This is a genomic window from Klebsiella sp. RIT-PI-d, from assembly GCF_001187865.1.
GTDB lineage: Bacteria > Pseudomonadota > Gammaproteobacteria > Enterobacterales > Enterobacteriaceae > Superficieibacter.
Map to the genome: position 1 here is coordinate 522116 of NZ_LGIT01000009.1, position 12432 is coordinate 534547.

Sequence of the window (12432 nt, forward strand, 5' to 3'; positions counted from 1 at the left end):
TTATCGCAGAATCTGGGGAGAAAACAATCTTTTATTAACTGTTTTGTGAGGTTGCTGTTACATGATTTTAACGTATGCCAATAACGGGCAAAAAAAATGCACCTTCACGGTGCATTTCATTCCCCGCCCATGCAGCGGGGGAGCAGCGATTATTCTGCCTGTTCGATGTTAGATTCGATAAACCACAGGAATTTATCCAGATCGCGGGAAGCGGCAGTCAGGATATCTGCGGTGTCTTCATCTTTCGCTTCAGTGATACCTTTACGCGCATCGTTTGCCACGATGGCATAACGATCGGCCAGCTCTTTCAGGTGATCCTGAACGCTATGGATATCCAGCGGATAGCTTTTCAGCGCGGTTTTATTATTGACGACCTGAGTGGTCCCCAGGGCAACGCCGCCCAGCTGAACAGCACGCTCGGCGATGGTATCAAGATGATCGGTCAGCGCCGTACGGAAGCCATCCAGCATTTCGTGAACACCAATGAAGTTAGCACCGCGCATGTTCCAGTGAGCCTGTTTAGTAATCAGTGACAGGTCAATAAACTGAACCAGCTGACGATTTAACAGTTCAATGGTGGCTTTCTTCTCGCTGTCCGACACATCGTTGCGAGTATAAAGCAGATTAGACGCTTTTGTTTTAACTAGTTTAGCGGTACTCATAATCTAATATCCTCTTGATGTCATTTCCTAAGTAAATTTCGAGATTAAGTATAGCACCGCTTTTTAATCCTGCTATCCGGGATGTACCTATCGGTTTAATAGCGTCACGCTTTCATTTTGGAGGATACCTAACCAAATCATGATTTTAGCGACTTGTTACGTAAATGATTCTTAATTTCATTATGGCCTGTGGTGGCCGACGCATTATATGGAGGGAAGCGATGAAAATTAATGAAAATAAGAAATAATTATCCGGGTTGATATTCTGCATGGTGCGGGCACCATGCAGGCGACTATTATTTTTTAATTTTGATGCTTTTTATCTCTGGCTCTTTGCGCAGGGTTAATGTTGAACCCATTGATGCCGCGATAATCGCCGCCAGCGCGAAGGTTTGCGTTAGCGTCAAACTTTCACCAAGAAAGATAATACCGGACATAGCCGCCAGGGCGGGTTCCATACTCATCAGTGTGCCAAATGTACGGGTGGGGAGCCGGGTCAGGGCAATCATCTCCAGCGAGTAGGGCAGCGCGGTAGACAGTACGGCGATGGCCAGGCCCAGCGGCAGGATTGACCAGTGCCACAGGGCGTCACCCGCCTGCAAAGCCCCCAGCGGGACAAAAATGACTGCGGCTATCAACGACCCCATTGCCACGGTTGCCGGACCGTGCTCGGCCCCGGCACGCTGGCCAGAAAGAATATAAATCGCCCAGCACGCCCCGGCACCCAGCGCCAGTAATGCTCCGCTGAGATCGACGTGAGCAACGTCCTGACCCAATGGCAGCAGAAATCCCAGCCCAAGTACTGCGAGCACGACCCAAATAAAATCAACAGCCCGGCGGGATGAAAACAGGGCCACCGCCAGCGGCCCGGTGAACTCCAGCGCGACTGCAATACCTAATGGGATTGTTTGAATCGAGAGATAAAACAGATAGTTCATAGCGCCCAGCGAGAGGCCATAACACAACAGAGGAATACGCTGCTCCTGGCTAAAACGCAGCCGCCACGGCTTGAAAACCGCGATTAAAATCAGTGTACCTAGCGCCAGACGCAGGGCGGTAACGCCAGGCGCACCTACCAGCGGAAACAACGTTTTTGCCAGCGAAGCGCCACTCTGGATCGACGCCATAGCGATTAATAAAATAATAATTGGTAGCCACACTGGCATTTTGCGCTGCAAACCCGGCATCCGTTCTCCCGTCAAGATTTGTCAAAAGAAGTAAAGCGCACAGTGTAATGGATAAGTGACCATCGGTTTAGCCTCTGTTGAAAAAAGATGCTTAGAATTCATGTCGTGACCAGGAATGAGCGTAAAAAATTCTCTCAGAGATTGAGATTAATCCGATGATTGAGAACAATCAGGCACGTCATAATGACTGCCTCTGCGACAAAAGCGCTTTTTTTTGAATGGGATAGTCAGTAATGGAAATGTTTCGTTACAGGAAATGACGCGCCCGACAACGCAATTCGCAAAAAGTTTCTTAGCATTTTGATATATTTAATACTTAAGTACTTACTTGAAGCACATTTGAGGTGGTTATGAAAAAAATTGCATGTCTTTCAGCACTGGCCGTTGTTCTGGCTGTTTCCGCAGGTACTGCCGTAGCTGCAACTTCTACCGTTAGCGGTGGTTACGCTCAGAGCGATATGCAGGGCGTGGCTAACAAAGCTAAAGGTTTCAACCTGAAGTATCGCTACGAAAATGACACCCCGCTGGGCGTGATCGGTTCTTTCACCTACACCGAAAAAGATGGCACCTCTGACGGCTATTACAATAAAGCACAGTACTACGGCTTCACTGCAGGCCCTGCTTACCGTCTGAACGACTGGGCAAGCGTATACGGTGTAGTAGGCTTTGGCTATGGTAAATCTCAGGTTAACGACATTCCTGACAACCACAGCTCCAGCGACTACGGCGTAGCTTACGGCGCAGGCGTGCAGTTCAACCCGATGGAAAACGTTGCTCTGGACTTCTCCTATGAGCAGAGCCGTATCCGTAGCGTTGACGTTGGCACCTGGATCGCGGGCGTCGGCTACCGTTTCTAATGGTGGCATGATTTGCTGCGATAAAAAATCCGCCTTCGGGCGGATTTTTTTATGCGTCAACGGCGTTGGGTGGTGAAAATATCGCTGCCAAGATGGTTATAGTCCACCTTTTTAAGCTGGAAGTTAGTGACCCACACCGGCGCGGCTTTTTGTGACGAGACAAAAGTGTAGTGCTTTTTAATTTCCTGAGCGGTAATGCCAGTCCACTGCGAGAAAAAAGCCAGGAAATCATTGGCTGAACGGCGAGCGTTAATGATGCGATGGGCTTTATCATCACTCGATAGCACCATAAACGGCACCTGAAAATTTTGCTGATACCGATCGTCGTGAGCAAGATACTGGACTTTTTTGCCGCGCTCTTTAAAGGCCAGACCATGATCGGAGAAATAGACCAGCGAGAAACTTTCGCCTGTATTACGCAACTGCGCGTACAGCTGGCCAAGCAGATCGTCGGTTTGCGTCATGGTATAGAGGTAGCATGACGTCTCTTTTGACTGCACAAAGACAGTGTACTTTCCTTTGGTACGATCGCACGCCTGCGGATGAGACCCCATCAGATGCAGAACAATCAGCTGCGGCTGGCTGCGCGGAGTGGCAAATACCTGTGACGTCATTTTTAGCAGTTCAGTATCCTGGGTGTTTTTATCGGCTTCAAAATCACCGTTTTTGAGAAACTGCGCTTCGTCAGCGCGTCTGGCAATACTGGCGATGGCAGAATCGTATTCACCGATTTGCCCCTGATTGGAAAACCACCACGTCTGAAAACCTGCCCGGTTAGCCAGGGTGACAATATTATCCTGATACTGCGGTTTGTTATCTACCACCCGGTTCAGCGTGAGGCCGAGTGATTTCTGCGTCGAGCCGCTGGCGGCAACATAGTCAGTGAAGAATGTACCGTTAACGGCGCTGGCAAACGGCGTATTATCCCAGTGGCCGCCGAATGCACCCAGCGCATCGCGTCGCGCACTTTCACCGATAACGACGATGTAATAATGGTATTTGGGTTTAGCGGTGATAACGTGCCAGGTATCTTTCATACTGGCCAGCTGCGCCATTCGCGCCTGCTCATCAAGCACTTCCTGATTATTCATTACCACATCTTTAACAAAGCGTACGGCGGGATAACCCGTATCTTTAAGTTTAAATACGCTACCTGCCGCCAGGTTTTGCGCGGGCTGTACAAAAAAGGCACCGACGCTTAATAACAGGCACACACTTTCTATTTTTCCCCATGACGGCTTATTAAGCACTTTACGCCGCACGGCAATAACCCCCAGCGCAAAAATAAAGACGCCAATAACGTAACTGTACCAGGGAAAAATGGTCAGGATTTCACTGGACTCTTCCATATTGGTCGAGTGCATAGCCAGTAGCGTATTAAAGTTGGGCGACCCGTAGGCCTGACCAAACGGGTAATAGCTGGCTGCCAGCAGCGAATAGATACCGACAATAACCTTTTGCACTGTAGGCGCAATGCGCCACAGCAGATGAAGCACACAGGTAAAGGCGATAGCGTAAAGCAGGCTAAAGGGATAGCCGAGCGCCAGGTTAATCAGTAACGATTGCAGGAAGTAGAAACCGATCCACGGGCTAAACGCCTGGCGTTGTGAGGCAAGCGATTCTTTCAGGGTGTAATTCATATACCACAGTCATAAAAACGCCATGTGCTCACCCTGGCGCCAAGGGTCAAAACCTGCGGAGTTGTGCGCAAAGAGGGACGGATGTCCGCATCTGCAAGCGGCATGTAGGCAGGGCTGCAAGAAGATAAAGCGCCGTGAATATAAGGTCAACTAGCCATAAAGAATTGTTTTGCGAAGCGGATTGCAAATCCGGAAAAAAACGGGGGAGTAATAACAAAACGGTCAGCGTAGCGCTGAAAAATGACAGGAAAATAATGCGGCGTACCGCGACGCCGCACTAGTGGGAAGGTTTGTCATCCGGCCTGGGTTTACCATTGATCATCTCGCAAAGCATGTTCAACAGCATTAAGCGGACCTGAAAGGGAGAGTGACTAAACACGCGTATACACCTCTTAAATTGATTCATATGACCTCCTGACGTTGAGCCCTTCATTCCGTGAAGAGTGACTGCATTACATACAGATATAGCACAGGCTATATTTTATAGCTATGGCTTAAACGTTAAATTTTTGTACTCCCATCACAATCCTATACAATGAGCATTCTTGACTTGATGCCTCCGGGGTATCGCACATACGAGGAAGCACAATGGGCCGTCGCACGGAAAAACCAATAACAAAAAAAGTGACGCAATTAGTGAATGTTGAGGAGCACGTCGAGGGCTTTCGCCAGGTGCGAGAAGCCCATCGCCGTGAGTTGATTGATGACTATGTGGAATTAATTTCCGACCTTATTCGTGAAGTCGGTGAAGCGCGTCAGGTTGATATGGCCGCTCGCCTTGGCGTCTCACAGCCCACGGTCGCCAAAATGCTTAAGCGTCTGGCCAGCGTCGGTCTTATCGAACAAATTCCGTGGCGGGGCGTTTTTCTGACCCCTGAAGGTGAAAAACTGGCCGAAGAGAGCCGTCAGCGTCATCATATCGTGGAAAATTTCCTGCTGGTGCTCGGGGTGAGTGCTGATACCGCCCGGCGCGATGCCGAAGGCATTGAACATCACGTCAGTGAGGAAACGCTGGAAATGTTCCGCCAGTTTAGTCAAAAACATGGAACATCTGCCGAATGAACCTGCCATTGGTTGATGCCCTGGCGCGCGATCGCTTTCTTCATCTGCTAATTATTATTGCTGTTATCCTCAGCCTGTTCGTTCCCTTTGCACCAGAGCACTGGCCTGCTGCCATCGACTGGCACACTATTATTACGCTCAGTGGATTGATGCTTCTCACCAAAGGCGTCGAGCAGAGCGGCTGTTTTGATGTGCTGGGGCGTAAAATGGCGCGCCGCTTTGTGACGGTAAAGCAACTGGCACTGTTTATGGTGCTGGCTGCCGCCTTACTGTCGACCTTTTTGACCAATGATGTGGCGCTGTTTATTGTCGTGCCGCTGACGTTAACGTTGAAGAAATGGTGTGAGATCCCGGTTAACCGACTGATCATCTTCGAAGCGCTGGCCGTTAATGCCGGTTCGCTACTGACCCCGATTGGCAATCCGCAAAATATTCTGCTGTGGGGCCGTTCCGGTTTGTCATTTCCGGCGTTTATCGGACAGATGCTGCCGCTGGCACTCAGTATGATGGTAACGTTGCTGGTATTGTGCTGGATCTGCTTTCCTTCTCAGCTCCTGCAATTTCGCAGCGGCGACAAATCTCCGCAGTGGCAGCGGCGTCTGCTATGGAGTTGTCTGTTCTTTTATCTGGTGTTTCTTATCGCCCTGGAGACGAAGCAGGAATTATGGGGGCTGGGCATCCTGCTGGCAGGCTTTCTGATCGTCGCCAGAGGCGTGATACTGAAAGTGGACTGGTCGCTGCTGCTGGTATTTATCGTAATGTTTATCGATGTGCATTTATTGACGCAGCTACCCGTCTTACAGAGCGCGCTCGACCGGGTAGGGGGACTTTCGTCGTTCCAGCTGTGGCTGACGGCGATTAGTCTGTCGCAGGCGATCAGCAATGTTCCTTCAACCATTCTGCTGCTGAATTATGTTCCGCCATCCACATTACTGGCATGGGCAGTTAATGTCGGCGGGTTTGGACTGTTGCCTGGCTCTCTGGCGAACCTCATTGCGCTGCGCATGGCGGGAAATCGTCGCATCTGGTGGCGCTTTCATGTTTATTCTCTGCCCCTGTTAGTCTGGGCTGCGCTGGTGGGTTACGGATTACTCATTATCAGTTAGTGCTGATTTGTCAGTTTTTCCTGGAAAATGTATAGCAACCTCCTAACTTTAGTTATCAGGCACCCTTACGCCGTTAACTGACAGGACCGTTGCACAATTATGGCAGAGAAAGACGAACAACCTGAAAATCCGCAGGAACCTCAAAAAGCGGAACACCAGGAAGACAACAATAAGAAGAGCGAGCGCAAACGTCCGGGTAAAAAACCCCTTATTATTCTGGGCATTGTGGTGATCGTAATGATTATCGTGGCGCTGGTGTGGTGGCTGATGACCCGCAATCAGGAAACCACCGATGATGCCTTTACCGATGGTGACGCGGTTACCATCGCGCCAAAGGTCGCCGGCTACGTTACTGAATTACGGGTAAAAGATAACCAGCGGGTGAAGAAAGGCGATTTGCTGGTGGTCATCGATCCGCGTGATGCGACCGCGCAGCGCGATCAGGCCAAAGCACAACTGGGTCTGGCGCAAGCACAACTGCATCAGGCACAGGCGCAGCTGGCGTTATCGAAAGTGCAATATCCCGCCCAGCGCGATGAAGCGCGTGCTCAGGTATTGAAAGCGCAGGCCGATCAGGCTAATGCTGAGGCGGCTTATCGTCGCCAGCGCAGTGTCGATCCGCGGGCAACTACCCAGCAGAATATTGATTCGGCCAATGCACAATTACGCAGCGCACAGGCGCAGATGGCCAGCGCCAAAGCACAGCTTGAAGTTGCCGACCAGGTCGAACTGCAAATCCGGCAGCAGGAAACCAATGTTGAAGCCCGCGAACGTCAGGTCGATCAGGCTCGTGCCCAGCTTGAAACAGCAGAGCTAAATCTGTCATGGACCGAGGTTCGTGCGCCGTTCGACGGCTTTGTCACCAAACGTAATGTGCAGAACGGTACCCTGGTACAGGCCGGGACCGCGCTGTTCTCGCTGGTCTCACCTGATATCTGGATCGTCGCTAACTTTAAAGAGTCGCAGCTGGAACGACTGCGTCCCGGTAATAAAGTAAGTATTAAGGTCGATGCGTTTGGCGATATGGAGCTGGAAGGGCATGTGGACAGCATCCAGCAGGGGAGCGGCTCGAAGTTCGCCGCCTTCCCGTCGGAAAATGCCACCGGCAACTTCGTGAAAATTGTTCAGCGCGTGCCGGTTAAAATCGTGATTGATAAAGGACTGGATGAAAATCATCCGCTGCCGCTGGGCCTTTCTGTCGAACCTAAGGTAACGCTTGAATGACCGACCAGAGCCATGAAAACTGGCGGCCTGCCGGCAATCCATGGGCGGTGGCGATGGTGGTTACCCTCGCGGTATTTATGGAAATCCTCGATACCACCATCGTTAACGTGGCGTTGCCTCATGTCGCCGGATCGCTGTCGGCAAGCTACGACGAATCGACCTGGGTGCTGACCAGTTATCTGGTGGCCAACGGGATCGTTTTGCCTATTTCCGCCTTCCTGAGTCGGGTGTTTGGCCGTAAGCAGTTTTTCCTGATTTGCATTGTAATGTTCACCGTCTGCTCCTTTTTATGCGGAATTGCGACTGAACTGTGGCAAATCATTCTGTTCCGCATTATGCAGGGATTCTTCGGCGGCGGGCTTCAGCCAACGCAGCAATCAGTGCTGCTGGATTATTTTAAGCCGGAAGATCGCGGCAAAGCGTTTGGCCTGTCGTCGATTGCGATTATTGTTGCACCGGTACTTGGGCCAACGCTCGGCGGCTGGATCACTGATAACTACTCCTGGCGCTGGGTCTTCTTTATTAATATTCCGGTCGGCATTGTGACCGTTCTGGCAATTTATCATCTGCTGGAAGACCCGCCGTGGGAGCGGAAATCGGAAGAGAAACTGAGTATCGACTGGACCGGCATCGGGCTTATCGCACTGGGGCTTGGCTGTTTACAGGTGATGCTCGATCGCGGTGAAGATGAAGACTGGTTCTATTCGAATTTCATCTGTACCTTCGCGGTATTAACGCTTATCGGCATTATTGGTGCAATATTCTGGCTGATTTATGCGCGTAAGCCGGTGGTGGATTTACGCTGTATGGCGGATAAAAACTTTGCCGTCTCCAGCCTGCTGATGGCCGGAATGGCGATGATCCTGTACGGCAGTTCAGTGGTGATCCCCCAGCTGGCGCAGCAGGATTTAGGCTATACGGCCACCTGGTCCGGGCTGGTGCTCTCTCCGGGGGCGGTGCTTATCGTACTGACCATTCCGCTGGTGCTTAAACTGATGCCGATAGTGCAAACCCGAATAATCATCGCTTTCGGCTTTTTGCTGCTCGGTGCCGCGTTCTTTTGGTCGCGAACGTTAACACCTGATGTGGACTTCGAGACCCTGGTAATGTTTCGCAGCGCGCAGTCGCTGGGCCTCGGCTTTCTGTTCGTGCCGCTCACCACCATTGCCTTTATCACCATCCCTCGTCAACTTAATGCCGATGCCTCAGCGATGTTTACCATGTTCCGCAACGTCGCCGGATCGATCGGCATCTCGCTGTCAACGGCGGCGATCACCGAGCGGGCGCAGGCGCACAGCGCCCATCTGTCCTATCACACCAGCCCGTTTAATGAGCCGTTCCAGCAGGCCATTCGCCAGTCGGCCCAGGCAATACGTGATTTTACCGGGCTGGTGGGCGATCCGCTGAGCATTGCTACCGGTCAGATGTATCAGACGATGATTGAACAGTCGCGGATTTTGGCCTACATCGATGTCTTTACGATGCTTAGCGTGGTTGCGCTACTGCTGATCCCTTTTTGTCTACTGCTGTCACCGGTGAAAAGTGAAGGCAGCGCAGGAGCACATTAATATGCAAAGATGCACTATTTTTCCGCTGACCTTTCTGGCGCTGATAGTGGCCGGATGCAGCGTTGGCCCGGATTATCAAACCGCAGTGCCGCAAACGCCGGCGCGCTGGAATGATCCTGGCAACCGCGACGTTCCGTCGCAAACCCGTCCTGAAGCGGTCGATCCGCGCTGGTGGACGACCTTTAACTCGCCGCAGTTAAATAGCCTGATTGAACGGGCCATCGCCGGTAACCTGTCATTGCAGCAATCAGTACTGCGCATTGCGGGCGCACGTGAGCAATTGAATCAGGCCGGTGGCGCATTTATGCCGGCGGTGAACGGCAATGTGCAGGCAACCCGCCAGCAGTTAGGGCTGAAGGGCGAGCTGGAATCTCACGACGTTTATAGCCAACTGGATAATGTTGACCCGGATCTGCGCGGTGCTTTGGGGCCGCTCACCCAGCCGATTAATCTTTACCAGGGCAGTTTTGACGCGCAGTGGGAGCTGGATTTATGGGGCAAAGTCCGCCGTCAGGTGGAAGCGGCCGATGCCCAACAGCAAGCCGCCATCGAACAGCGTAATGACGCACTGGTTTCGCTGGAAGCGGAAGTGGCTCGCGCCTGGCTCCAGCTCCGCGGGGCGCAAAGTATTATCCATACTATGAATACGCAGATCGCCAGTGCGCAGCAGACGCTGGCGCTGACGGAGAACCGCCAGCGCGGCGGACTGTCACCGCAGCTGGATGTGGAAAATGCCCGCGCTCAGTTAGGCAATCTTGAAGCGCAACTGCCGCAGTATCAGGCGCAGCAGCGTCAGGCAATGAATGCGCTGGCCGTACTGCTGGGTAAAGCGCCCGGCACGCTGGATCACGAGTTGCGCGGTGAACAGCCTCTGCCGCCGCTGCCGTCTATTGTAAAAACCGGTATCCCGTCAACCCTGGCACGTCGGCGGCCCGATGTTCGTCAGGCCGAAGCTAATCTTCACGCGGCGACCGCGCAAATTGGCGTATCCGTCGCGCAGCTATTCCCGAGCCTGACCCTCAGCGGCCAGTTTGGGATGCGTAATAGCGAAGCGGACTGGCTCAGCGACTGGAGCAGCCATTTTTACAGCTTCGGCCCGCAGGTGTCGATCCCGATTTTCCAGGGTGGACGTCTGGTGTCGAGCGTCAAACTGGCGCGTGCGCAGCAGGGGGCGACCGTGCTGCAATATCGCCAGACGGTGCTGACGGCGCTGAATGATGTCGAAAACGCGCTGGTGAGTTATCGCAGCGATCAGCAGCAGGAGCAGGGACTGGACCGGTCCATTGAAGCGTTGCAAAACGCCTTTAACCTCGCCAGCGACAGCTATCGCCAGGGGCTGGCCACGTTTATTGACGTGCTGGATGCCCAACGGCAGCTGGCGCAGGCTGAACAACAGCGCGCGCAGGCTAAAGTGCAAAGTAGCCTCGATCTGGTCGCGCTGTATAAAGCCCTGGGCGGCGGCTGGGAGCCGTATCAGACCGTGCGTCTGCCGGACTATGCGGTCTTTGGTGATGCCCCCCGCGGATAGTCGTCAGACGACCGATCGTGTTTAACACCAGCCCGGTTTTTACCGGGCTTTTTTGTGTTCGGCAACGGCGATCTTTTCGAATCAGCTCACATTTTCACCCATTACTTTTTGCCTCCAGCGCCCTGTTGGGTATATGACTAGTCATATATTTTAAATGACTTTACATGTTCAAAAATGGAGCCGCATGATGACAAAGAAATTAACCGAAGGGTTCTTATGGGGAAATTCAGTCTCCAGTATGCAGACCGAAGGCGCATGGAACGAAGGGGGAAAAGGGAAGTCGGTTTATGATATCCGTGAGGCCAGCGAGTTTGCCTCGGACTGGAAAGTGGCCACCGACTCCTATCATCGCTACCGGGAAGATTTCGACCACATGCAGGATTTGGGCATGAACTGCTATCGCTTCCAGATTGCATGGAGTCGGGTATGCCCGCAGGGCGATGGTGAATTTAATGAAGAAGGTATTGCCTTTTACGAGCGTTTTATCAATGACTTACTTGCACGTAATATTGAACCAATGGTGTGCCTGTATCATTTCGATATGCCGCTGGCGCTGGCAGAAAAATACAATGGTTTTACCGACCGGCGGGTAATGGAAGCCTTTATTCGCTATGGACGTGAGATGATTGACCGTTTTGGCGAGCGGGTGAAATACTGGCTGACCTTCAACGAGCAAAATATTTTTCATATGCCGGAGGCTTTTAAAGTCTCAGGTTATATGCGGGGAGAACAAACCCTGCGTGATTTATATCTGATCCAGCACTACACCATGATGGCGCATGTTCATCTTACTCACTATTTACACGACACGAAACCGGGCCAGCTAATGGGCGGTATGCTGGCACACCAGCTGGTTTACCCGGCGACCTGCAAGCCGCGCGATATTTTTTGCGCACAACAATACGATGAGTTTCTTAATCAAAACCTGCTGCGGGTATATGCCGGCGAGGGCTATAGTCCGGAAGTACTGGCGGTAGTGCAACGCGAAGGATTCGAAGATATCTACCGGCAGGACGATCTCGCTCTGCTGGCGACGGTTAAAAACGACTTCATGGCGTTCAGCTATTATGCCAGTAAAACGCTCGATAGCGACGCTATCCCGGAACATACGCCGATCAATAACTATATGGAGTACGGGGATAAACCAAATCCGTGGTTAGAGGCCACCGAGTGGAACTGGCAAATCGATCCGCTGGGCTTTCGCACTATTATCACCCGCTATTACAACGACTGGCGCCTGCCGGTGTTCCCCATTGAGAACGGGATTGGCGTCATCGAGTCCTGGGATGGCGAAAATATGATTGAAGATGATTATCGCATCGACTATCACCGGGAGCATATCAACGCCATGAAAGCGGCTATTTTCGAGGATGGTGCCGAGGTTATCGGTTATCTCGGCTGGGGGCTTATCGACATTCTTAGCTCGAAGGGGGATATGCGTAAGCGCTATGGCGTGGTGTACGTTAATCGCGAAAATCACGATCTTAAAGATTTGAAGCGGGTGCCGAAGAAAAGCTACGCATGGTTAAAACAGGTCATCCACAGCAACGGCGATAATATGTAGCCCTCCGCGCAGGATGTGCACTGATATCGGGTTG

Annotated in this window: 11 protein-coding genes; 7 read left to right on the plus strand and 4 right to left on the minus strand. The window is 52.0% G+C overall.

The genetic code is table 11. From position 1 onward, the window contains the following. Nucleotides 1-149 precede the first annotated feature (149 nt). Together dps and rhtA are read right to left on the minus strand one after the other, a co-directional pair. Nucleotides 150-662: a DNA starvation/stationary phase protection protein Dps gene (dps, locus tag AC791_RS09085; RefSeq protein WP_049840134.1), complete on the minus strand. Its 513-nt coding sequence runs from the start codon at nucleotides 660-662 to the stop codon at nucleotides 150-152. 296 nt (nucleotides 663-958) lie between these two features. Then, on the minus strand, nucleotides 959-1849 hold the full coding sequence (gene rhtA, locus AC791_RS09090) for a threonine/homoserine exporter RhtA (protein ID WP_049840135.1): 891 nt from the start codon (nucleotides 1847-1849) through the stop codon (nucleotides 959-961). A gap of 350 nt (nucleotides 1850-2199) precedes the next feature. On the opposite strand from rhtA, the gene ompX reads away from it, so the two are divergent. Next, nucleotides 2200-2706, plus strand: a complete 507-nt coding sequence (gene ompX / locus AC791_RS09095) for an outer membrane protein OmpX (protein WP_049840136.1) — start codon at nucleotides 2200-2202, stop codon at nucleotides 2704-2706. A gap of 56 nt (nucleotides 2707-2762) precedes the next feature. On the opposite strand, the gene AC791_RS09100 is transcribed toward ompX, so the two are convergent. Both AC791_RS09100 and mntS read right to left on the minus strand, forming a co-directional pair. Continuing rightward, nucleotides 2763-4346: a phosphoethanolamine transferase gene (locus tag AC791_RS09100; RefSeq protein WP_049840137.1), complete on the minus strand. Its 1584-nt coding sequence runs from the start codon at nucleotides 4344-4346 to the stop codon at nucleotides 2763-2765. Nucleotides 4347-4623: 277 nt separating this feature from the next. Continuing rightward, nucleotides 4624-4752: a manganase accumulation protein MntS gene (gene mntS / locus AC791_RS09105; RefSeq protein WP_049840138.1), complete on the minus strand. Its 129-nt coding sequence runs from the start codon at nucleotides 4750-4752 to the stop codon at nucleotides 4624-4626. A 182-nt stretch (nucleotides 4753-4934) separates the two neighbouring features. Between mntS and mntR the strand changes: the two genes are divergently transcribed. The 6 genes from mntR to AC791_RS09135 all read left to right on the plus strand — a co-directional run bounded on the left by mntR (nucleotide 4935) and on the right by AC791_RS09135 (nucleotide 12398). Then, nucleotides 4935-5408 (plus strand): manganese-binding transcriptional regulator MntR, encoded by a 474-nt coding sequence (mntR, locus tag AC791_RS09110; RefSeq protein ID WP_049840139.1) that lies wholly within the window; start codon nucleotides 4935-4937, stop codon nucleotides 5406-5408. Further along, nucleotides 5405-6514, plus strand: a complete 1110-nt coding sequence (locus AC791_RS09115; RefSeq protein WP_049840140.1) for an SLC13 family permease — start codon at nucleotides 5405-5407, stop codon at nucleotides 6512-6514. The genes mntR and AC791_RS09115 overlap by 4 nt, the downstream gene beginning before the upstream one ends. A 99-nt stretch (nucleotides 6515-6613) precedes the next feature. Further along, a complete protein-coding gene (locus tag AC791_RS09120; RefSeq protein ID WP_049840141.1) occupies nucleotides 6614-7738 on the plus strand; it encodes an HlyD family secretion protein in 1125 nt (374 codons plus the stop codon). Further along, the gene (locus AC791_RS09125) at nucleotides 7735-9306 is read left to right on the plus strand and encodes a DHA2 family efflux MFS transporter permease subunit (protein ID WP_049840142.1); all 1572 of its coding nucleotides are present in this window, start codon (nucleotides 7735-7737) and stop codon (nucleotides 9304-9306) included. The genes AC791_RS09120 and AC791_RS09125 overlap by 4 nt, the downstream gene beginning before the upstream one ends. 1 nt (nucleotide 9307) lies before the next feature. Continuing rightward, nucleotides 9308-10834 carry an efflux transporter outer membrane subunit gene (locus AC791_RS09130; RefSeq protein WP_049840143.1) on the plus strand — a complete coding sequence of 509 codons (1527 nt, stop codon included), beginning with the start codon at nucleotides 9308-9310 and terminating at the stop codon, nucleotides 10832-10834. 187 nt (nucleotides 10835-11021) lie between these two features. Beyond that, nucleotides 11022-12398, plus strand: coding sequence for a glycoside hydrolase family 1 protein (locus tag AC791_RS09135; protein ID WP_049840144.1), 1377 nt, complete (start codon nucleotides 11022-11024; stop codon nucleotides 12396-12398). Nucleotides 12399-12432 lie beyond the last annotated feature (34 nt).

Coding starts and splice junctions, on each gene's coding strand:
- dps (WP_049840134.1), bottom strand. CDS start 662: ATGAGTACCGCTAAACTAGTTAAAACAAAAGCGTCTAATCTGCTTTAT.
- rhtA (WP_049840135.1), bottom strand. CDS start 1,849: ATGCCGGGTTTGCAGCGCAAAATGCCAGTGTGGCTACCAATTATTATT.
- ompX (WP_049840136.1), top strand. CDS start 2,200: ATGAAAAAAATTGCATGTCTTTCAGCACTGGCCGTTGTTCTGGCTGTT.
- AC791_RS09100 (WP_049840137.1), bottom strand. CDS start 4,346: ATGAATTACACCCTGAAAGAATCGCTTGCCTCACAACGCCAGGCGTTT.
- mntS (WP_049840138.1), bottom strand. CDS start 4,752: ATGAATCAATTTAAGAGGTGTATACGCGTGTTTAGTCACTCTCCCTTT.
- mntR (WP_049840139.1), top strand. CDS start 4,935: ATGGGCCGTCGCACGGAAAAACCAATAACAAAAAAAGTGACGCAATTA.
- AC791_RS09115 (WP_049840140.1), top strand. CDS start 5,405: ATGAACCTGCCATTGGTTGATGCCCTGGCGCGCGATCGCTTTCTTCAT.
- AC791_RS09120 (WP_049840141.1), top strand. CDS start 6,614: ATGGCAGAGAAAGACGAACAACCTGAAAATCCGCAGGAACCTCAAAAA.
- AC791_RS09125 (WP_049840142.1), top strand. CDS start 7,735: ATGACCGACCAGAGCCATGAAAACTGGCGGCCTGCCGGCAATCCATGG.
- AC791_RS09130 (WP_049840143.1), top strand. CDS start 9,308: ATGCAAAGATGCACTATTTTTCCGCTGACCTTTCTGGCGCTGATAGTG.
- AC791_RS09135 (WP_049840144.1), top strand. CDS start 11,022: ATGACAAAGAAATTAACCGAAGGGTTCTTATGGGGAAATTCAGTCTCC.